The sequence below is a fragment of the Streptomyces minutiscleroticus genome (assembly GCF_014650875.1).
Classification (GTDB): domain Bacteria; phylum Actinomycetota; class Actinomycetes; order Streptomycetales; family Streptomycetaceae; genus Streptomyces; species Streptomyces minutiscleroticus.
In genome coordinates, this window is record NZ_BMVU01000024.1 from 67,584 (window position 1) to 88,530 (window position 20,947).

The window sequence follows — 20,947 nt, forward strand, 5'->3', positions numbered from 1 at the left end:
TCCCGCCCAGGCGGGGAACAGGTACGGAATCAGGGCGTGGCTCGACCGGGCGTGAAGGGGCGGACGGTATGCGGCGCGGTGGACCTTCGGTGCTGGGAATCGTGCTGGCGGGCGGCGAGGGGAAGCGGCTGATGCCGCTGACCGCGGACCGGGCCAAGCCGGCGGTCACCTTCGGCGGCACGTACCGCCTGGTGGACTTCGTGCTCTCCAACCTCGTCAACGCCGACATCCTGCGCATCTGCGTGCTCACGCAGTACAAGTCGCACTCCCTGGACCGGCACGTGACGACGACGTGGCGGATGTCGAGCCTGCTCGGCAACTACGTCACGCCCGTCCCGGCGCAGCAGCGCCTCGGCCCGCGCTGGTACCTGGGCAGCGCCGACGCGATCCTGCAGTCGCTGAACCTGGTCCACGACGAACAGCCCGACTACATCGCGGTGTTCGGCGCCGACCACGTCTACCGCATGGACCCGCGGCAGATGATCGCCCAGCACATCGAGGGCGGGGCGGGCGTGACCGTCGCGGGGATACGGGTGCCGCGCGCGGAGTCCTCGGCGTTCGGTGTGATCACCCCCGGCCGCGACGGGCGGAGCGTGGAGGGCTTCCTGGAGAAGCCCGCCGACCCTCCCGGCCTGCCGGACGCCCCGGACTGCGTGTTCGCCTCGATGGGCAACTACGTCTTCACCACCAAGGCGCTGGTGGAGGCGCTGCACCGGGACGCCGAGGACGAGGACTCCGTGCACGACATGGGCGGTTCGATCCTGCCCATGCTCACCGAGCGGGGCGATGCCCAGGTGTACGACTTCAGCGAGAACCACGTGCCGGGCGAGACCAGCCGCGACCAGGGCTACTGGCGCGACGTCGGCACCCTGGACGCGTACTACGACGCGCACATGGACCTGATCGCCGAGCGGCCCGCCTTCAACCTCTACAACCGGCAGTGGCCCATCTACACGCACTCCGGCCAGCTCTCGCCGGCCCGCTTCAACGCCGGGGGCAACGCGAGCGAGTCCATCATCAGCCCGGGCTGCCTGATCCGGGGGCAGGTGACCCGGTCGGTGCTGTCCCCGGGCGTCGTCGTGGACCCGGACGCCGTCGTGCAGGGGTCGGTCCTGCACGACAACGTCCACGTGGGCCGGGGCGCCGTGGTGCGCGGGGCGATCCTCGACAAGAACGTGGAGGTGCCGCCCGGCGCGACCATCGGCGTCAACCCCGAACGCGACGCCGAGCTGTACACCGTCTCCGAGAACGGTGTGATCGCCCTGGGGAAGGGCCAGCGGGTCCCGGGCTGACCGGAACGGCCGGACGGGCCGGTGGTGTCCACCGGCCCGTCCGGAGCACAACGTCGTGTGCGACCTGACGCGACGGGTCACAGCACCCGTCTGCGCCGCCCCAGCCACGTCTGCGCGATCACCACCACCGCCAGGAAGGCGCCGCTGACGACCTGCTGGTACGCCGAGTCGAGCGAGCCGATCTGGTTGATGACGTTCTGGATCACCTTCAGCAGCAGCACACCGACCAGCGAGCCGCTGATGAAGCCGGAGCCGCCGGTCAGCAGGGTGCCGCCGATGACCACCGCGGAGATCGCCTCCAGCTCCATGCCGGAGCCGAGGATGGTCACGCCGGACACCAGCCAGGCCGCGTTGAGCGCCCCGGCCAGGCCCGCGCACAGCCCGGACAGCGTGTAGACGGCGATCTTCGTACGGGCCACGGGGGCGCCCATCAGCGCCGCCGCGTCCTCGTTGCCGCCCACCGCGTACACGTACTGCCCGAAGCGGGTGCGCCGCAGTACGACGGCGCCGAGCACGAACAGGGCGACGGTGATCCAGACGGGCACCCCGATCCCGAGCAGCCTGCCCTGCCCGAGCGTGGCGAAGAAGGTGTCCTTGTCGACGAGGTAGGTCTGCGAGCCCTCGTCGGTGACCGCCAGCATCAGGCCGCGGGCGCCGAGCATCGCGGCGAGCGTGACGATGAACGGCGCGAGCCGGGAGCGGGCGATGAGCACCCCGTTGACCAGGCCGATCAGTCCGCACACGGCGAGCGGCAGGAGCAGCGCCACCGCCGTGCCGTACCGCGAGCCCCAGGCGGCGAGCACCCCGCCGAGCGCGAACAGCGAGCCCACGGACAGGTCGATGCCGCCGGTGATGATGACGAAGGTCATGCCGAGCGCGACCACGGCGAGGAACGCCGAGGACACCGCCATGTTCTCCAGGTTGTCCCCGGTCAGGAACGTGTCGAAGCTCAGCGAGGCCGCCACCATCGCCACCACGAGGGTGACCAGGGCGCCGTGCTGCTGGGCCAGGGTGCTCAGGCGCTCGGAGCGGCTCGCGCCCGGCGGCTCCTCGTCGGGCGGGTTCACCGAGGGCGCCGCCTTCCCCGTGTCCTGCACGTCCGTCGTCATCTCTTCCCCCGTTCCCGTGCCGCGTAGACGGCGAGGACGATCACCACGGCCTGGGCGATCTGGGTCCACGACGGCGGCAGGTCGTGCTTGATGAGCGTGGTGGTGAGCAGCTGGATCAGCACCGCGCCGGCGACCGTGCCGCCGATGCGGACCCTGCCGCCGCTGAGCGGGGTGCCGCCGACGACCACCGCGGTGATCGCGGACAGCTCCATGAGCGTGCCGAGCGAGGTCGGGTCGCTGGCCGTCAGGCGCGCGGTGGCCAGCACGCCGGCGATCGCGGCGAGCGCGCCGGAGCAGACGTACACGATGATCAGCACCCGGCGCACCGGCAGTCCGGCGAGGCGGGCGGCGGGCCGGCTGTCGCCGATGGCGAGCAGCTGCCGGCCGAAGGTGGTGCGGCGCACCACGAACGCCACGACCAGCGCCAGCGCCGCCGCGATGAGCACCAGGTACGGGACGCCCAGCACGTCGCCGGAGCCAAGGGCGGCCATGCCCGGGTCGCGGACGTCCTTGAGCTGGGGGAGCAGCACGAGGGCCAGTCCGCGCCCGGCGACCATGAGGGCCAGGGTGGCGACGATGGGCTGGACGCCGACGAAGGCGATCAGCGCGCCGTTCGCGCACCCGACGACGATGCCGCCGATCACCGCGGCGAGCGCGGCGATCCACGGCCCGTAGCCGAGGTAGAGCGAGATCAGGGAGGTGGACAGGGCCATCACCGAGCCGACCGAGAGGTCGACGCCCTCGCTGCCGATGGCCAGGGCCATGCCGAGCGCCACGATGAGGACCGGGGCGACCTGGACGGCCTGGGTGCGGAAGTTCTCCGCGGACAGGAAGTGCGGGGTGAAGACGGTGTTGGCCAGGAGCAGGACGACGACGCCGGCGTAGACGCCGTACTGCTGGAGCAGGCGCAGCAGCCGGTCGCGGTCGGCGGTCACCCGGCCGAGGGTCAGTTCAGTCATCGGGGTCTCCGGTGCCGGCGGGGGCGGTCGCGATCGCGCGCATCAGTCGGTCCTCGGTGACGGCGTCGCCGGTCAGCTCCTCGACGACCACGCCGTCCTTGAGGACGACCACGCGGTCGCTGCCCTCGATCAGCTCCTCGGTGTCGGAGGAGATCAGCAGGACGCCGAGGCCGTCGTCGGCGAGTTCGTCGATGAGCTTCTGCACCTCGGCCTTGGCGCCGACGTCGATGCCGCGGGTCGGCTCGTCCAGGAGCAGCACCTTGGGCTGCATGGCCAGCCAGCGGGCGAGCAGCACCTTCTGCTGGTTGCCGCCGGAGAGCTCGCCGACCTTCTGGTGCGGTCCGGCCGCCTTGATGCGCAGGCGCTTCATGAAGGTGTCGACGATCCGGTCGATGCGCCCCTCGTCGACGAGGCCGAAGCGGGACAGGCCGGGCAGCGCGGCGAGCGCGATGTTCTCGCGGACCGACAGGCCGGGCACGATGCCCTCCGCCTTGCGGTCCTCGGGCAGCAGGCTGATGCCGGCGCGGATCGCCGCGGGCGTGGACCCGGGGCGGACCGGCACGCCGGCCACCAGCACCCGGCCCGAGTCGGTCGGCAGCGCCCCCGCGATGGCCTTGGCGGTCTCCGAGCGGCCGGAGCCGAGCAGCCCGCCGAGGCCCACGACCTCGCCGGGCCGTACGGAGAGCGAGACGCCGTGCAGCTCGTGACGGACCGTCAGCTCCTCGGCCCGCAGGACGGGCTCGGCCTCGGCGTCGTGGCCGCCGCTGAACTTGGTCAGGCCCTCGCCCTGCACCTCGCCGATCTCGCGGCCCAGCATCAGGGCGACCAGCCGCAGCCGCTCCAGCTCGGCCATCCGGCCGGTGTGCACCACCCTGCCGTCGCGCAGCACGGTCACCGCGTCGCAGATCTCGTACAGCTCGTCGAGCCGGTGGCTGACGTAGATCACCGCGATGCCGCGCTCGCGCAGCATCCGGATGACGCGGAAGAGGGTGCGCACCTCGCGGGGTTCGAGCGAGGAGGTGGGCTCGTCCATGATGACGACCCTGGCGTCCACCGAGACCGCGCGGGCCAGGGCCACCATCTGCTGGACGCCGACGCCGAGTTCGCGCAGCGGGCGCCGCACGTCGACGCGGACGCCCAGCTCGCGCAGGGCGGCGTCGGCCTCGCGGTGCATCCGCCGGAAGTCGATCAGCCCCAGCGGGCCGCGCGGCTCGCGGCCCAGGAACAGATTGCGGGCCACGCTCATCAGGGGGACGAGGTTGACCTCCTGGTAGATGGTGGAGATACCCGCGTGCTGGGCCTGGAGCGGGGTGGCGAAGCGGACGGGGGAGCCGTCGTAGGTCACCTCGCCCTCGTCGGGCCGGTGGACGCCGGTGAGGACCTTGATGAGGGTCGACTTGCCGGCGCCGTTCTCGCCGATCAGTGCGTGCACCTCCCCGGCGCGGGCGGTGAAGTCCACACCGGACAGCGCCCGCACGCCGGGGAAGGTCTTGGTCAGGCCGCTGACGGACAGCACGTCAGTACGCCTTGCCGAGGTCGGCCTCGGCGTTGTCCTCGGTGTACGCGCTGTCCTGGATCACGATGTCCTGCGCGACCTTCCCGCCCTTGGTGAAGGTGTCGAGGGTCTGGAAGGCCAGGGGTCCGAAGCGAGGGTTGGACTCGACGACGCCGCTGATCCAGCCGTCGACGATGCCCTGGACGGCGTTGCGGGTGCCGTCGACCGTCACGATCTTGATGTCGCCGGCCTTCTTGCCCGCGCCCTTGAGGGCGTTGACCGCGCCGAGGCCCATCTCGTCGTTCTCGGCGTAGATGCCGGCGATGCCGGGGTTGGACTGGATGAGGTTCTCGGTGACGGACTGGCCCTTCTCGCGGGAGAACTCGCCCGTCTGCTTGAAGACGACCTTCAGCCCGGGGGCCTTCTCCTCGATCCGGTCCTCGAAGCCCTTGGTGCGCTCGGTGGTGACGTTGTTGCCGGCGGTGCCGAGCAGGATGGCGACCTCGCCCTTGCCGCCGGTGGCCTCGATCATCTGGTCGGCGGCGCGCTTGCCCTGCTCGACGAAGTCCGAGCCGATGAAGCTGACGTAGTCCTTGCAGGCGGTGGCGTTGATCTTGCGGTCGACCGTGATGATCGGGATGTGCTTGGCGGAGGCGGCCTGGAGCACCGGCTCCCAGCCGTCGGAGTTGAGCGGGGCGACGACCAGCAGGTCGGCACCCTTGGCGATGAGGTCCTGCACGTCGCTGATCTGCTTGGAGAACTGCGACTGCGCGTTGGCCGTCAGCAGCTTGACCCCGCGCTTGTCGGCCTCGGCCTTGATGGACTCGGTCTCCGCGATGCGGAAGGGGTTGGCCTCCTTCTCCGACTGGGAGAAGCCGACGGTGGCGTTCTTCAGGTCGGTCCTCTCGCCGCCGAAGGCGGCGATGTCGCAGGTCTCGCCGGAGCCGGCCGAGGGCGAGGCGACGACCTGGCCGGAGTCGCCCCGCTGGGTGCCGCTCTTGTCCTTGCCGGTGTCGTCCTCGGACTTGGCGCATCCGGAGACGAGGGCGAGGCTCGTGACGAGGCCGGCGGTGATCAGGGTTCTGGCGGAGGTACGGCGGAGGAGTGCGGTCGGCTTCATGGAGCCCCCAAGACGGCGCTGCCCCGGCGCTGAGAGCGCTCACGGGGACGTACGGAAGGTAGGACAACTCGTCGTGCACGTCGTTCGGGGAAGGTTTTTACATCGTTGCAAGACGCCTGTAAATACTTCCGTCCGAAATCCCGGCCGTCCTCCGCCCGGCCCCCTCAGCGCCGTCCCAGGGTGCTCTCCCGCTCCACGAGGTGGAACGCGGCGGCCAGCTCGCGGCCCGCGGGCTCGTCCGCGCCGTTCAGGCTGCGCAGCAGCGACTCCACCGCCATCCGCGCGATGGCCTGCTTGTCCGGCGAGACCGTGGTGAGCGTGACGGCCCCGAAGCGGCCCTCCGCGATGTCGTCGAAACCGACCACCGCCACGTCCCACGGCACCCGCAGCCCGCGCTCGTGCAGCACCCGCATCGCGCCGATCGCGATCAGGTCGTTGTACGCGAACACCGCGTCGGGACGGACGCCGGAGTCCAGCAGCCGGGCCATGGCCTCGGCGCCGTCGTCGCGGTCCCAGCCGCCGACCGGCACCACCAGGCTGTCCGGCGCGGGCACGCCGGCCGCCGTCAGCTCCTCGCGCCAGCCGACGAGCCGCAGGTGGGCGGGCCGGTTCCCGGCCGAGTCGGTGCGCGCCCCGAGGAAGGCGATCCGGCTGCGGCCCCGGCCGAGCAGATGGCGCACCGCGAGCCGGGAGGCCGCCACGTTGTCGATGGCGATGTGGTCGTAGGGCAGGTCGTACTCGCGCTCGCCGAGCAGCACCAGCGGCACGTCACCGGCGCGGGCGCGCAGGTCCTGCGCCTCCAGCTCCAGCGGGCTGAGGATCAGCCCGTCGATCACCCGGGCCCGGAACCCCTGGCTGACCAGCACCTCCTGCTCCCGCTCGCCGCGCGTGTGGTCGAGCAGGACCGTGAAGTCGTGCTCCGCGGCGGCGTCGATGACCGCCCCGGCCAGCTCGGCGAAGTACGGGTTGCCCAGTTCGGGCACGGCGAGCGCGATGATGCCGGTGCGCCCCTTGCGCAGATGGCGTGCGGTCAGGTTCGGCCGGTAGCCCAGCTCGTCGATGGCCTCCTGGACCCGGGCGCGCATGGCGGGGGTGACGTGCGGATAGTTGTTCACGACGTTCGACACGGTCTTGATCGAGACGCCGGCCCGCTCCGCGACGTCCTTGAGACTCACCCGCAAGGGATCTCCTCAGCTCGAAGTGCGCCCCTTTTCGACGGGGCTTTGTCATGACCCTGGACACGGAAGGAGAGCCGTGCTGTCATGCCAACGGCCCATCCTTCCAACGTTGTACAGACTGAAGCAACGAGCCGCCACCCTTCCTCACCAAGGAGGATCCGTGCGCATCAGACGACTCAGAGACCGCATGACGCTGCTGCTCGCGGCAGCGCTGGGCGTCGCGGGACTGACCGCTTCCCCCGCCGCCGGCGCCGCCGACGACCCCGTGGAGGTCCACGGGCTCAAGGGCGAGTACTACACCCAGTCCGCGCCCGGCGCCTTCGACTTCCACGAGCTGAAGGCCACCGGGTTCGACCCGAAGCTCGACTTCGACACCCTGGAGCCCCGCCTGGCCTTCGCCACCGGGCGGTCGGACGACGTCAACGTCCGCTGGACCGGCCGCATCGTGCCCGAGAAGACCGGTTCCCACACCTTCTCCGTCTCCGCCGACAACGGCTTCCGCCTGTGGGTCGGCGACCAGCTCGTCATCGACCACTGGATCGACGACTGGGACAGGGAGCAGACCTCCCAGCCGGTCGAGCTGGTCGCGGGCCGCGCCTACGACATCAAGGTCGAGTACTTCGAGCACTACGGAGGCTCCAACTTCCACCTGCGCTGGACCCCGCCGGGCGGGAGCAAGGCGGCCGTCCCGCAGTCGGCCTTCCTGCTGCCCGAGGGCTACTCCTACGACGGTGCCGTCGCCACCACCGTGCAGGGCGGCGGCCGCACGCTCAAGCTCGACTTCGCGCGGAAGCTGGCCGCGCCCCCGGCCGGCGCGGCCGACCACATCGAGGCCGTCATCGGCGGCGCGACCTGGCCGCTGGGCAAGGTCAAGCGCGACCCCGAGGACGCCAGGGCGCTGCTCGTCAGTCTCGACGAGCCGGTCGTCGGCAACAAGGAGGGCGACGCCCCCGGCGGCGTCGACGTCCGCTACGACGGCGAGGGCGGGCTGAAGACCACCGACGGCAACGTTGTCAGCAGCTTCTGGAGCAGCGGCTCCAACCACTCGACGTACGAGCTGCGCACCGACTGGGCCGACGAGGTCGGGCCGAGGAACGCGCTCCCCGAGTACCCGCGCCCGCAGCTGGTGCGCGACGAGTGGAGCAACCTCAACGGCCAGTGGCAGTTCGCCGCGGCCGAAGCGGGCGAGAAGCCCCCGGTCGGCAAGAAGCTGAAGGAGAGGATCCTCGTCCCGTACCCGGTCGAGTCGCAGCTCTCGGGCATCCAGCGGCACGAGGACCGCATGTGGTACCGCCGCACCTTCACCGTTCCCAAGAGCTGGGACATCGGCTCCAAGGAGCGCCTGAAGCTCAACTTCGGGGCCGTCGACTGGCAGTCCGAGGTCTACGTCAACGGCGAGAAGGTCGCCGACCACAAGGGCGGCTACGACAAGTTCAGCGCCGACATCACCGACGCGCTGAAGCCCGGCCGCACCCAGGAGCTGATCGTCGGCGTCTACGACCCGACCGACGCCGCGAACGGCGAGAACCCGCCGCTGGGCAAGCAGCGCCTGGACCCGAGCGGCATCTGGTACACCCCGTCCTCCGGCATCTGGCAGACGGTGTGGATGGAGCCGGTCGCCGCCGACCACGCCGACTCCCTCGAGCTCACCCCGGACGTCGACGCGGGCACGCTGACCGTCGAGCCGCGGGGCGTCCGCGACGGTGTGAAGGTCACGGCCACGGCTTATGAGGGCAGGCGCAAGGTCGCCGCGGTGTCGGGCCGCACCGGCGGGCCGCTCACCCTGAGGATCGAGAAGGCGCACCTGTGGTCGCCCGACGACCCCTTCCTGTACGACCTGAGGGTCACCGTCGGCAAGGACGAGGTCAAGAGCTACTTCGGCATGCGCTCGGTCTCCGTGGAGAAGGTGGACGGCACGCCGCGCACCCTGCTCAACGGTGAGCCGATCTTCATGATGGCCACGCTCGACCAGGGCTTCTGGCCCGACGGCCTGCACACCGCGCCGACCGACGAGGCCCTCGCGTACGACCTGAGGATGCACAAGAAGATGGGCTTCAACTCGGTCCGCAAGCACATCAAGGTGGAGCCGGACCGCTGGTTCTACTGGGCGGACAGGCTGGGTCTGCTCGTCTGGCAGGACATGCCGGCCATGACGGCGGGCGTGAACCCGGACGCCGAGTCCCGCGCCGAGTACGAGCGCGAGATGAAGGAGATGATCGACGAGCACATCAGCAGCCCGTCGGTGATCATGTGGGTCGTCTTCAACGAGGGCTGGGGCCAGTACGACATCGGCCGCGTCGCCCAGCAGGCCAAGACCTGGGACCCGACGCGCCTGGTGAACAACCAGTCCGGCCTCAACCTCGGCGCCGACGGCGCCGCCGGCGACATCATGGACGAGCACGGCTACCCGAGCCCCGCCCTGCCGCCGCGCCCCGACGGCGAACGCGCCCTGGTCAGCGGCGAGTACGGTGGCCTCGGCCTGGCGGTGCCCGGCCACGCCTGGTCCGTGCAGCAGTCGTACGTCGACGTGGACGCCTCCACCTACACGGACGACTACCTCACCAAGCTCGACGAGGTGCGCGCCCTGGCCTGCCGCGGCGGCAACGGCGCGGTCTACACGCAGATCTCGGACGTCGAGGGCGAGCTCAACGGCCTGCTGACGTACGACCGCAAGGTGGTCAAGCCCGACGTGAAGCGCCTGAAGGCGGCCCACGAGAAGCTGATCGCCGACGTCTCGCGGGCGACCCCGGCGGGCTGCACGGCCTGACCGCCGGCCACTCGGCCGCACGGCGCCTCCGGCGGGACGCCTCCCCGCGCCCCGCCGGACCCCGCACGCCCGCCGGGCCCGGCCGCCGGACCCACCCCGTCCGCCCGTGCGGCGGGGCCGGCGCCGGATCCGGCGGGCCGCCGGGGGGCGGCGAACAGCGCGTGCGTGGTCCGGTACGAGGACAGCGGCACGGCCGACCACCTGTGGCGGTTCGCCTGACGGGCGGACCGCGGGGGCCGCGCACCGGCGGGTGTACGTCCCGCCGGTGCGCCGTGACCCTTGACGAGTACACGCACAACCCGAAGAATGAGCGCGCTGTGCGCTTTGACAACGTTGTCCAAGCCCGAGGAGGCACCCCGCCCATGAGATGGACCCGACGGCTACGCGGTGCGGCGACGGCCGCCGCCGCGGCGGCGCTCCTCGGCGGCGCGCTCGCCGTGCCCTCCGCGCAGGCGGCCGCCGCGCACGACGGCCCGCTCACCGACCTCGTCAACCCGTTCATCGGCACCGAGAACGAGGGCAACACCTATCCCGGCGCCGCCGTCCCCTTCGGCATGGTGCAGTTCTCGCCGGACACCGGTCACAACGTCGGCTACGACCACTCCGACGACCGCATCCGCGGCTTCTCCCTCGTCCACCTCTCCGGAGTGGGCTGCGGCCTCGGCGGCGACCTGCCGGTGCTGCCGACCACGGGCGAGGTGACGCAGACGGACTACGCCTCCTACGCGGCGCGCTTCAGCCACGACGACGAGAGCGCGAGCCCCGGCTACTACAGGGTCGGCCTGGACAGCGGCATCGAGGCCGAGCTGAGCGCGACCGGGCGCACGGGCGTGCAGCGCTACACCTTCCCGGCCACCGACAAGGCCAACGTCCTGCTGAACGCGGGCCAGTCGCTGCACAGGTCGGTGCGCACCGAGGTCGAGGTACTCGACAGCCGCACCGTGCGCACCGCGATCACCGGCAGCGGCTTCTGCCAGGACACCGAGCCGTACACGCTCTACACGGTCACCCGCTTCGACCGGCCCTTCACCTCCTACGGCACCTGGAACGGCGACACCGTCACCGCCGGCTCCGAGAGCTCCACGGCGGAGGGCGGGCGCAACGGCGCCTACCTGCGCTTCGACACGACCAAGGACCGCACGGTCGAGGCGACCACCGCCCTGTCGTACGTCGACGCGCGCGGTGCCTCGCTCAACCTCCGCGCGGAGGGCGGCCGCTCCTTCGACACGGTCCGCCGCGCCGCTCGGCGCGCCTGGGAGGACCGGCTGGACGACGTACGGGTCAAGGGCGGCGACGAGACCCTGCGGCGCACCTTCTACTCGTCGCTGTACCGGTCCTTCCTCGCGCCCAACGTCGGCAGCGACGTCGACGGCCGCTACACCGGCTGGGACCAGAAGATCCACCGCGCCAAGGGCTTCACGTACTACCAGAACTGGTCGCTGTGGGACACCTACCGCACCCAGTCCCAGCTCCTGGCCCTGCTCGCGCCGCGCGAGGCACGGGACATGGCCATCTCCGTCATCAGGATCGACGAGGAGAGCGGCTGGCTGCCCAAGTGGGGCTACGGCACCGTCGAGACCAACATCATGACCGGCGACCCGGTCACCCCGTTCCTGACCAACGCCTACCAGCAGGGACTGCTCAAGGGCTACGAGGAGCGGGCGTACAGGGCGCTGAGGAAGAACGCCGACGGCGTGCCGCCCGCCGGCTCGCCGGCCGTGGGACGGGAGGCCAACGAGGAGTACCTGGCCGAGGGGTTCGCCCCGTACGTCAAGGGCCGCCCGCACGCCAAGCCCGGTGACTCCGACTACGACCACGGCGCCTCCGCGACGCTGGAGTACGCCCTGTCCGACGCGATGCTGGCCGAGATGGCGCGCGACCTGGGCCACGACGCCGACGCCGCGCGGTACGCGCGGCGCGCGCAGAACTACCGCACGGTCTTCGACGCCTCGACCGGGTTCTTCCGGGCGCGCGACGCCTCCGGCGCCTTCACCGGCCCCGCCGACCCGGCGCAGAGCGAGGGCTTCCACGAGGGCACGTCCTGGCAGTACCAGTGGCTCGTGCCGCAGGACCTGCCCGGGATGGTCGACCTGATCGGCGGCGAGGACGCGGCCAACGCGCGCCTGGACTCCTTCTTCGCCTACGACCGGTTGCTCGCGGACCCGGCGGGCACCGCCCGCGAGGTGTGGGTGAACGGCCCGTACGACTACTACAACGCGGACAAGTACAACCCCCAGAACGAGCCCGACCTGATCGCGCCGTACACGTACCTGTCGACCGGGCAGCCGTGGAAGACGACCGACGTGGTGCACGCCGCTCTGACGCTCTTCACGGACACCCCGACCGGCATGACCGGCAACGACGACCTGGGCACCATGTCCGCCTGGAACGTGCTGTCGTCCATCGGCATCTTCCCGATCCAGCCCGGCTACGACACCTGGGGCCTGTCCACGCCCGTCTTCGACCGGGTCGACATCGCGCTCGACCGCCGCTACTACCCGCGCGGCGCGCTGACCGTGACGGCGCCGGGCACCTCGGACGACAGCCGGTACGTGCAGTCGGCGCGGGTCGACGGGAAGACGTACGGCCGGACGTACGTGACCACCGGCGACCTGCGCGGGATGCGGTCGCTCTCCTTCACGGTGGGGGACGAGCCGTCCGCGTGGGGCACCGGCGCGGACGCGGCGCCCCCGGCGCTGAACCCGACCGGCGGGAAGTGAGAAACGCCACGGCACGGACGCGGGACGAGCCGGGCTGACCAGCACTGACGTCCCCTACGGCTCATGAGTCCCGCCCCTTTCGCCGGGGGCGGGACTTAATCCGTTGTTAACTGTGCGTAGCTTGATCGTACTTGACCGTAATCGGCGGCGGGCGGTTGACTGCTGGCTCATCCACCCGTCGTCGACGCGAGAGCAAGCCATTGACCACTGACCTGCTCGCACCACTCGACCTGGCGTTCTGGAACATCGAGTCCGCCGAGCACCCCATGCACCTCGGTGCCCTGGGGGTCTTCACGGCCCACTCGCCCGCGGCCGCCGCGCACGCGGCCGACCTCCTCGCCGCCCGCGCGGTCGCCGTGCCCGGTCTGCGCATGCGTATCCGTGACGTGTGGCACCCCTTCGACCTGCGGCGGACGCTCGATCCGCGGCAGACGTTCGGCTTCGGCGGCGCGGTCCGCGAACCGGCCGCCGACTTCGAGCCCTTCGACCACGTCCGGCTGCACGCGCCGGTCGTCGACTTCCACGAGGCCGCGGGCCCGCTGATGCAGCGGCCCCTGGAGCGCGGCCGCCCGCCGTGGGAGGCCCACGTGCTGCCCCACACGGAGGGCACCTCGTACGCCGTGCTCTTCAAGTTCCACCACGCCCTGGCCGACGGGCTGCGGGCGCTGACGCTCGCGGGCGCCGTGCTGGACCCCGTGGAGAGGCCCGAGCCCCGGCCCCGCCCCGCACGGCCCTCCGGCGGCCTGCTGTCGTCCGCGCGCCGGCTGCCGGGCCTGGTGCGGGACGCGGTCGCCGAGGCCGGCCGGGCCGCCGGCATCGGCGCCTCCGTCGCCCGCGCCACCTGGAACGTCCGCTCCTCGCGGGCGCTGGCCTCCGCGCCCACCGGGACCCGCCGCGTGGCGGGCGTCGTCCTCGACCTCGACGAGATCCACACCATCCGCAAGAGCGCGGGCGGCACGGTCAACGACGTCCTGATCGCCGTCGTCGCGGGCGCCCTGCGGACCTGGCTCGACGAGCGCGGCGACGGCAGCGAGGGGGTCGCGCCCCGGGCGCTGATCCCCGTCTCGCGGCGCCGCCCGCGCACCGCGCACCCGCAGGGCAACCGGCTCTCCGGCTACCTGATCCGCCTCCCCGTCGGCGACCCGGAGCCCCTGGGGCGGCTGGCCGCCGTGCGCGCGGCGATGGACCGCAACAAGGACGCGGGCCCCCACCGCGGTGCCGGGGCCGTCGCGCTGCTCGCCGACCACCTCTCGCCGCTCGGCCACCGGCTCGGCGGGCCCGTGCTGGGCCAGGCCGCGCGCCTGCTCTTCGACATCCTGGTCACCAGCGTGCCGCTGCCCAGCCTCGGACTGAAGCTCGGCGGCTGCCCGCTCACCGAGGTCTACCCGCTCGCCCCGCTGGCCCGGGGCCAGTCCGTCGCGGTCGCCGTCTCCACCTACCGCGGCCGCGTCCACTTCGGCGTCGTGGCCGACGCCGAGGCCGTCCCGGACCTCGACCGGTTCGCCAAGGCGATGACCGCGGAGGTGACCTCGCTGCTCGCCGCCGTCGCGCCGGAGCGGCCCGGCGCGACGGCCTCCTGACGGGTCCGGAGCAGTGTGGCGGGGATCACCCGTTTGGCCCACGGCCGGACGCTCCGTAAAATTCCGCCTTCGGAAGCGAGCGCGGTCGGAGCGCGACGCGCGGAACCCAGGAACGGCACACGGCGATGACGGTGACAGACGACAGCCAGGCGGGCCCCGCCGCGGCCGTGGCACAGGCGACCGAGGACACGGCGCGGGCGGCCGCGGACGCGGCACAGGCGTCCTACGGGCCCGGCATCGACCCCGAGCGGCTGGCGGTCTGCCTCTCCGTGCTGGAGGAGCTCGACAAGCTGGAGGTCGACCACCCCGACGCCGTCGCCGTGCGCCGCGCCACCTCCGGGATCTACCGCACCGTGAAGCAGCGCCGCCGCCAGGAGCGCCGGGCCGCCAAGACCGCCCACGACAAGGCGGTCACGGAGGCCACCGCGACCGGCTCCGCCCAGCGCATCGACGACGAGACGGAGGGCATCCTGCCGTCGTCCGCGACCGAGGCGGGGCGGATCGCGGGAATCCTCCAGCGTCCGCGCTCCTGCTACACCTGCAAGACCCGCTACGTCGAGGTCGACTACTTCTACCACCAGCTCTGCCCGAAGTGCGCCGCCGAGAACCGGGCCCGGCGCGACGCCCGCGCCGACCTCACCGGCAAGCGGGCCCTGCTCACCGGCGGCCGCGCCAAGATCGGCATGTACATAGCCCTGCGGCTGCTGCGCGACGGCGCGCACACCACGATCACCACGCGCTTCCCGAACGACGCGGTACGCCGCTTCAAGGCCATGGACGACTCGGCGGACTGGATCCACCGCCTGGAGGTCGTCGGCATCGACCTGCGCGACCCCGCCCAGGCCGTGGCCCTGGCCGAGCGGACGGCCGAGCAGGGGCCGCTCGACATCCTGATCAACAACGCCACCCAGACCGTTCGCCGCCTGCCGTCCGCGTACGCCGCGCTCGTCGAGGGCGAGTCCGCCCCGCTGCCCGCGGGCGAACTGCCCGAACGCCATGTCATCGGCGCCTTCGGCTCCGGCGCGGTCGACGGCCTCGCCGCGCTCCCGGCCGGTGTCACCGGGCTCGACGCGCAGAAGGTCGCCGACCTCGCCCTGGTCGCAGGCAACGCCAGCGTGGCCCGGCACCGCGACGGCACCGCCATCGACGCGGGCGGTCTCGTCCCCGACGTCGTCGACTCCAACACCTGGGTGCAGAGCATCGACCAGATCTCCCCGGTGGAACTGCTCGAGACCCAGCTCTGCAACTACACGTCGCCGTTCATCCTGATCAGCGCGTTGCGGCCGGCGATGGCCGCGGCCGCGGCCCGGGCCGGCAGCAAGCGCGCGTACGTCGTCAACGTCTCGGCGATGGAGGGCGTGTTCAACCGCGGCTACAAGGGCGCGGGGCACCCCAACACGAACGCCGCCAAGGCCGCCATGAACATGGTGACGCGGACCAGCGCCCAGGAGATGTTCGAGACCGACGGCATCCTGATGACCTCGGTCGACACCGGCTGGATCACCGACGAGCGCCCGCACTACGACAAGCTGCGCCTGGCCGAGGCGGGCTTCCACGCCCCGCTGGACCTGGTCGACGGCGCGGCCCGGGTCTACGACCCGATCGTCCGCGGCGAGCAGGGCGAGGACCTGTACGGCGTCTTCCTGAAGGACTACGCGCCCGGGAAGTGGTAGCGGACGGGGCCCGGGCCGCACGCCGCCCCGGGGGACGCGCCGCCCGCGCGGGCGGGACGCCGGCCGCGGCGGCGCACCGTCCCCGGACCGGGGCGCGCCGTCCGGCGCGGGCCGGCCGTGGCCTCCCCGGGGACGGGCTGCCCCGTCGCCTCACCCGCGGCGGCGCGCCGCCCCCGGACCGGGGCCGTACGCGTCGGCCGGTGAGCCGGTGCCCGGCTCCCGCCGGGCGGCGCCCGCCCGGGCCGCCACGATCTCCAGGACCGTCCGCCAGTCCTCCAGCACCCCGGCGTTCATGCCGGACAGACGCGCGGCCTCGCACGCCTGACGCAACGTCAGCGCGTCGTCGGCGTACGCGTCACGGGCGTACGGGTCACGGGCGTGGGGACCGGGGCGGCCCCGCTGCTCCGCGGCGGCCCCCGCCGCGGGCGCCTGGAGCCGTACGAGCAGGGAGACCCGCTCGCCCAGCAGCGGCCGTACGGCGTCCGCCGTGTACGGGGCCGGGTCGGCGGCACCGGGGCGCAGCAGCCGCCCGACGCCGTGCACCAGGCCCGCCACCTGCAGCTCCTTGTCGCTGGGGCGGGAGCGGCGGAGCAGCGCGGCGGTCTGCAGGGCGTGCTCGTGGAGGTCGGCGGAGCCGTCCGCGGCGGCGTGCGCGCCCCGGGCGGCGTGCAGCAGGTCCATCAGCTCCTCGACGCTGCGCGGTTCCATGCGGCAGTCCTCTCTGCGGGCGAGAAGGCCGGGTTCCGCGCCAGCAGACCATGGCGGGTTTGCGCCGCGGCCAACGGCAGCCGAACCGCCGGGAACCAGGCAGCCTCCGCCGGAACGCGGGAAGGGCGGGCCGGTGCCCACGGCACCGGCCCGCCCTTCCCGCCCGCACAGGGGGCCCGGAGGGTTCAGTGGCCCCGGTCGATCCACTCCTGGAGGTGCGGGGCCTCCGCGCCGATCGTGGTCGTGTCGCCGTGGCCGGTGCGCACCACCGTCTCCGGCGGGAGCGTCAGCAGTTTCGTCCGGATCGACTCGACGATCGTCGGGAAGTCCGAGAAGGACCGGCCGGTCGCCCCGGGGCCGCCCTGGAACAGGGTGTCGCCCGTGAACACGGTGTTCAGCTCCGGCGCGTACAGGCAGACGGCGCCGGGCGCGTGCCCGGGCGTGTGCAGCACGGTCAGCTCGACGCCGGCCACGGGGATCCGCTGCCCGTCGGCCAGTTCGCCGTCGGGAGCGCGGTCGGGGTGGGTCTGCCGCCACAGCGGCAGGTCGTCGGGGTGCAGCAGTACCGGCGCGCCCGTGCGCTCCGCGAGCGCGGGGGCCGCGCCGACGTGGTCGTCGTGCGCGTGCGTGGAGACGACGGCGACCAGCCTGCGGCCGCCGAGCGCCTTCGCGACGGCCTCCGCGTCGTGGGCGGCGTCGATCACGACCGCCTCGCTGTCGTCGCCCACGATCCACACGTTGTTGTCGACGTCCCAGGTGCCGCCGTCCAGGCTGAACGTGCCGGACGTGACCAGGTGCTCGATCCGGGCCGCCATCAGAAGACCACCACCGAGCGCAGCACGTCGCCCTGGTGCATGCGGTCGAAGGCCTGCTCCACCTCGTCGAGCGCGATCGTCTCGGTGACGAAGGCGCCCAGGTCCAGGCGCCCCTGCAGATGCAGGTCGACCAGCATCGGGAAGTCGCGCGAGGGCAGGCAGTCGCCGTACCAGGACGACTTCAGCGAGCCGCCGCGGCCGAAGACGTCCAGGAGCGGCAGGTCGAGCCGCATCTCCGGGGTGGGCACGCCGACCAGGACGACGGTGCCGGCCAGGTCGCGGGCGTAGAACGCCTGCTTGTACGTCTCCGGGCGGCCCACCGCCTCGATGACCACGTCGGCGCCGAAGCCGCCGGTCAGCTCGCGGATCGCCTCGACCGGGTCCGTCTCGCGGGAGTTGACGGTGTGCGTGGCGCCCAGCTTCACGGCCGTGTCGAGCTTGCGCTGGTCGATGTCGACGGCGATGATCTTCGCGGCGCCGGCCAGCCGGGAGCCCATGACCGCCGCGTCGCCCACGCCGCCGCAGCCGATCACGGCGACCGAGTCGCCGCGCCCGACGTTGCCGGTGTTGATCGCCGCGCCGATGCCGGCCATCACGCCGCAGCCCAGCAGGCCCGCCACCTCGGGGGCGACGGCCGGGTCCACCTTGGTGCACTGGCCGGAGGCGACGAGGGTCTTCTCGGCGAACGCGCCGATGCCCAGGGCGGGCGACAGCTCCGTACCGTCCTCCAGGGTCATCCTCTGCTGCGCGTTGTGCGTGTCGAAGCAGTACCAGGGGCGGCCGCGCAGACAGGCCCGGCACTGGCCGCACACGGCGCGCCAGTTGAGGACGACGAAGTCGCCGGGCGCCACGTCGGTCACTCCCTCGCCGACGGACTCGACGACACCGGCCGCCTCGTGGCCGAGCAGGAAGGGGTAGTCGTCGCTGATGCCCCCTTGCTTGTAGTGGAGGTCCGTGTGGCAGACTCCGCATGCCTGGACCTTGACCACGGCCTCGCCGGGGCCCGGGTCCGGGACGAGGACCGTCCGGACCTCGACCGGCTGGTCCTTGCCGGGGGCGATGACACCGCGTACCTGCTGGACGGCCATGGTGGCTCCTTCGGGGTGACAGTACGTGCGCGATCATGGTGGCACAGGGGCGGACGAGCGGAACGGACTCCCCCGGACAAGTCGGTTGCCGGACATAGACCGCAATGGCGGGGGAACACCGTACGAAACGGGACAGTAACCCTTTGTTTTCAGCCCCATAGAGCGGGGGCCCGCTCATTTGGTTAATCTAGAGCGGGCGGACAGCGAGATCCGGGTACCACCCACCCATGGTCCGCCTCGGGACAAGCCGGTCATCACGGCCTGCCTCCGCACGAGTTGCCGGCGCCACCGCGTCCGAACTGCTTTCCCTCTCAGACCCGGACGGACGCCGGGCGACCGGCGGCAGACCGGTCCCGCGCGTCCCGCGGGGTGACCCGACACATAAGGAGTGCGCGGTGACACCGGAACAGACGACCAGCGATCAGGCCCCCGAGGTGCGGGTGCTGAAGGTGCGCGGAGCCGACGAGCCGCTCGGCAGCCTCGACGTGTGGGCCCGGTCCGCGCCCATCCGCCTCGCCGGCTACGAGGACGACCTGGCCGAGCCGCACATCCTGCCCAGCGTGGACTGACGCCCGCGGGGAGCGCCGGCCGCGCGGGCGTGCCGGCCCGCGTCCGCCCGGACGCGGGGACGCCGTCCCGGCGGCCGGCTCCGTCCTGGTCGCCGGCGCCCGCCCCGGCCTCGCCGGCCCGGGTGCCGCCGGCCGCACGTCACCGGCTCCGCCGGCCCGTGCGTCGTGCGCCGGGTCCCGCGGGAGCACGGGCGGGACGCGCCCCGGGCCCTTCCGGGAGCACGCACCGGACACGGACGCACCGGACACGGACGGGGAACCTCACGCCGTGGCGTCCAGCGGCGCCGTCCGCCGCCACGGCCGCAGCTCCTCCAACTGCTCCGCCAGGTCCAGCAGGAGGGCCTCCGAACCCGGCCGCCCCACCAGCTGCACGGCGCACGGCGCCCCCGACGGCAGCGTGCCGAACGGCACCGACAGCGCCGGCCAGCCCGTCAGGTTCCACGGCGGGGTCAGCGGCGAGCAGTAGGTGTTGACCAGCAGGTTGCGCAGCCAGCCGCGCTCGTGCCAGGGCGCCGCCGCGGGAGCGCGCCGGGCCAGCGCCGGGGTGAGCAGCGCGTCGTACCGGGTGAGGAACGGCTCCAGGCGCCCGCGCAGCCGGTCCCTGGCGACGCCGGTGCGCGCGCTGTTGACGAAGCGCCGCCCCACGGCCGCGTGCACACGGGTGCGCCGCACCAGCCGCCGCCGGTCCAGGCCCGCCGCGTCCACGGCGGTGCCCGCCGTCCAGTGCGCGAGCGCGGTCGTGCTCAGCGACAGCGGGTACGGCGGGTCGTCGCGCCGCACCTCGTGCCCCGCCCCGGCCAGCAGCCGGGCAGCCTCCCGCGCAGCGTCCGCGTACACCCGCCCTACGGGGACGCCCGCCAGGGGGCTGCGCACGGAGACGGCGATCCTGCGGGGACCGGAGCCGCCCCGGGGGGCGGCAGCGGCGGTACCGGGGTCCGCGATGACCGAGAACAGCAGGCGCGCGTCCGCCACGGTCGTGGCGAGCGGTCCGTTCTCGGACATTCCGAACCAGTCGCCGTTGCCGATGCCGGCGGGGACCACCCCGTGCCCCGGCTTCAGGCCGACCAGTCCGCAGTGGGCCGCCGGTATGCGTACCGACCCCATGCCGTCGTTGCCCAGCGCGAGCGGCACCATGCCGGCGGCGACCGCGGCCGCGCCGCCGCCCGACGAGCCGCCCGCCGTGCGCGCGAGGTCCCACGGGTTGCGGGCGGTGCCGTGCACCCCGTCCGTCGTGCCGAACACGCACAGCTCCGGCACGTTCGTCAGGCCCACGACGACCGCGCCCGCCGCCCGCAGCCGCGCGACCGTCACGTGGTCCTCGCGGGCGGGCTCGTCCGGCGTCGCCGCGGAGCCGTTGCGCGTCGCCTCGCCGCGGACCGCGAGGTTGTCCTTGACCGCCACCGGGACGCCCGCGAGCGGGAGCCCGGCCAGGCCGGGGCGGGCCGCCAGCTCCTTCGCCTCGGCGAGCGCCGCCCGTGCCCGCACCGTGCGGAAGGCGCCCACCCGGGCGTCGAGCCGCTCGATCCGCTCCAGGTGGTCGGCCACCACCTCGCGGGGCGCGACCCGCCCCTCGCGCACGGCCGAGGCGATCTCGGCGGCGCTCCGTCCGGCCCAGCTGGTCACGTGATCTCCTTCGCGGCGGCCCGCGCGGGCCCGGAGGGGGGCCGGCACACGGGATCACTCCTGAGTACGGAGAGCACTGTGCACGCCGCGGGGCGGTGCGTCGAGGGGGTGGGCGGCAGGGGTCCCGGCGCACGGCGGGGCGCTCGGCCCCCCACGCCCGCCGGACCACCGAGCCCCCGGGCCCGCCACTCCACCGAACCCCCGGGTCTCCCGCCCCACCACTCCACCGCTCCACCGCTCCACCGAACCCT

The 20,947-nt window shown here is 73.0% G+C and carries 15 protein-coding genes; 6 read left to right on the forward strand and 9 right to left on the reverse strand.

Going from position 1 to position 20,947, the window contains the following annotated elements:
- Positions 1-68: 68 nt before the first annotated feature.
- Complete coding sequence (gene glgC / locus IE271_RS22535) at positions 69-1,292, forward strand: glucose-1-phosphate adenylyltransferase (protein ID WP_190192204.1); 1,224 nt, start codon at positions 69-71, stop codon at positions 1,290-1,292.
- 77 nt (positions 1,293-1,369) lie between these two features.
- Here the strand turns inward: glgC and IE271_RS22540 are convergent, their stop codons facing one another.
- From IE271_RS22540 to IE271_RS22560, 5 genes are all read right to left on the reverse strand, one after another.
- On the reverse strand, positions 1,370-2,401 hold the full coding sequence (locus IE271_RS22540) for an ABC transporter permease (protein WP_190192205.1): 1,032 nt from the start codon (positions 2,399-2,401) through the stop codon (positions 1,370-1,372).
- On the reverse strand, positions 2,398-3,360 hold the full coding sequence (locus IE271_RS22545; protein ID WP_190192206.1) for an ABC transporter permease: 963 nt from the start codon (positions 3,358-3,360) through the stop codon (positions 2,398-2,400). The genes IE271_RS22540 and IE271_RS22545 overlap by 4 nt, the downstream gene beginning before the upstream one ends.
- A complete protein-coding gene (locus IE271_RS22550; RefSeq protein ID WP_190192207.1) occupies positions 3,353-4,876 on the reverse strand; it encodes a sugar ABC transporter ATP-binding protein in 1,524 nt (507 codons plus the stop codon). The genes IE271_RS22545 and IE271_RS22550 overlap by 8 nt, the downstream gene beginning before the upstream one ends.
- Position 4,877: 1 nt before the next feature.
- The gene (locus IE271_RS22555) at positions 4,878-5,975 is read right to left on the reverse strand and encodes an ABC transporter substrate-binding protein (RefSeq protein WP_190192208.1); all 1,098 of its coding nucleotides are present in this window, start codon (positions 5,973-5,975) and stop codon (positions 4,878-4,880) included.
- 164 nt (positions 5,976-6,139) lie between these two features.
- Positions 6,140-7,156, reverse strand: a complete 1,017-nt coding sequence (locus tag IE271_RS22560) for a LacI family DNA-binding transcriptional regulator (RefSeq protein WP_190192209.1) — start codon at positions 7,154-7,156, stop codon at positions 6,140-6,142.
- Between the two features lie 157 nt (positions 7,157-7,313).
- Here IE271_RS22560 and IE271_RS22565 point away from each other — a divergent pair, with 157 nt between their 5' ends.
- From IE271_RS22565 to IE271_RS22580, 4 genes are all read left to right on the forward strand, one after another.
- Positions 7,314-9,920 carry a PA14 domain-containing protein gene (locus IE271_RS22565; RefSeq protein ID WP_190192210.1) on the forward strand — a complete coding sequence of 869 codons (2,607 nt, stop codon included), beginning with the start codon at positions 7,314-7,316 and terminating at the stop codon, positions 9,918-9,920.
- A 362-nt stretch (positions 9,921-10,282) separates the two neighbouring features.
- Complete coding sequence (locus IE271_RS22570; RefSeq protein WP_190192211.1) at positions 10,283-12,640, forward strand: GH92 family glycosyl hydrolase; 2,358 nt, start codon at positions 10,283-10,285, stop codon at positions 12,638-12,640.
- A 200-nt stretch (positions 12,641-12,840) separates the two neighbouring features.
- On the forward strand, positions 12,841-14,220 hold the full coding sequence (locus IE271_RS22575) for a wax ester/triacylglycerol synthase family O-acyltransferase (RefSeq protein ID WP_190192212.1): 1,380 nt from the start codon (positions 12,841-12,843) through the stop codon (positions 14,218-14,220).
- Between the two features lie 125 nt (positions 14,221-14,345).
- Entirely contained in the window at positions 14,346-15,893 is a 1,548-nt protein-coding gene (locus tag IE271_RS22580) for an SDR family NAD(P)-dependent oxidoreductase (RefSeq protein ID WP_229919493.1), read from the forward strand.
- A gap of 150 nt (positions 15,894-16,043) precedes the next feature.
- Here IE271_RS22580 and IE271_RS22585 read toward each other — a convergent pair whose 3' ends face one another.
- From IE271_RS22585 to IE271_RS22595, 3 genes are all read right to left on the reverse strand, one after another.
- Entirely contained in the window at positions 16,044-16,601 is a 558-nt protein-coding gene (locus IE271_RS22585; RefSeq protein ID WP_229919494.1) for an inositol oxygenase, read from the reverse strand.
- A 185-nt stretch (positions 16,602-16,786) separates the two neighbouring features.
- Complete coding sequence (locus tag IE271_RS22590) at positions 16,787-17,416, reverse strand: MBL fold metallo-hydrolase (protein ID WP_190192213.1); 630 nt, start codon at positions 17,414-17,416, stop codon at positions 16,787-16,789.
- Complete coding sequence (locus IE271_RS22595) at positions 17,416-18,504, reverse strand: S-(hydroxymethyl)mycothiol dehydrogenase (RefSeq protein ID WP_190192214.1); 1,089 nt, start codon at positions 18,502-18,504, stop codon at positions 17,416-17,418. The genes IE271_RS22590 and IE271_RS22595 overlap by 1 nt, the downstream gene beginning before the upstream one ends.
- A 395-nt stretch (positions 18,505-18,899) precedes the next feature.
- Here IE271_RS22595 and IE271_RS22600 point away from each other — a divergent pair, with 395 nt between their 5' ends.
- Entirely contained in the window at positions 18,900-19,073 is a 174-nt protein-coding gene (locus tag IE271_RS22600) for a hypothetical protein (protein WP_190192215.1), read from the forward strand.
- 261 nt (positions 19,074-19,334) lie between these two features.
- Here IE271_RS22600 and IE271_RS22605 read toward each other — a convergent pair whose 3' ends face one another.
- Positions 19,335-20,696, reverse strand: coding sequence for an amidase (locus IE271_RS22605; RefSeq protein WP_190192216.1), 1,362 nt, complete (start codon positions 20,694-20,696; stop codon positions 19,335-19,337).
- Between the last annotated feature and the right edge of the window lie 251 nt (positions 20,697-20,947).

Bases quoted from the DNA above. Each gene is read 5' to 3' on its own strand.
- IE271_RS22545 (WP_190192206.1), bottom strand. From the start codon at position 3,360: ATGACTGAACTGACCCTCGGCCGGGTGACCGCCGACCGCGACCGGCTG.
- glgC (WP_190192204.1), top strand. From the start codon at position 69: ATGCGGCGCGGTGGACCTTCGGTGCTGGGAATCGTGCTGGCGGGCGGC.
- IE271_RS22590 (WP_190192213.1), bottom strand. From the start codon at position 17,416: ATGGCGGCCCGGATCGAGCACCTGGTCACGTCCGGCACGTTCAGCCTG.
- IE271_RS22540 (WP_190192205.1), bottom strand. From the start codon at position 2,401: ATGACGACGGACGTGCAGGACACGGGGAAGGCGGCGCCCTCGGTGAAC.
- IE271_RS22595 (WP_190192214.1), bottom strand. From the start codon at position 18,504: ATGGCCGTCCAGCAGGTACGCGGTGTCATCGCCCCCGGCAAGGACCAG.
- IE271_RS22585 (WP_229919494.1), bottom strand. From the start codon at position 16,601: ATGGAACCGCGCAGCGTCGAGGAGCTGATGGACCTGCTGCACGCCGCC.
- IE271_RS22580 (WP_229919493.1), top strand. From the start codon at position 14,346: ATGACGGTGACAGACGACAGCCAGGCGGGCCCCGCCGCGGCCGTGGCA.
- IE271_RS22570 (WP_190192211.1), top strand. From the start codon at position 10,283: ATGAGATGGACCCGACGGCTACGCGGTGCGGCGACGGCCGCCGCCGCG.
- IE271_RS22555 (WP_190192208.1), bottom strand. From the start codon at position 5,975: ATGAAGCCGACCGCACTCCTCCGCCGTACCTCCGCCAGAACCCTGATC.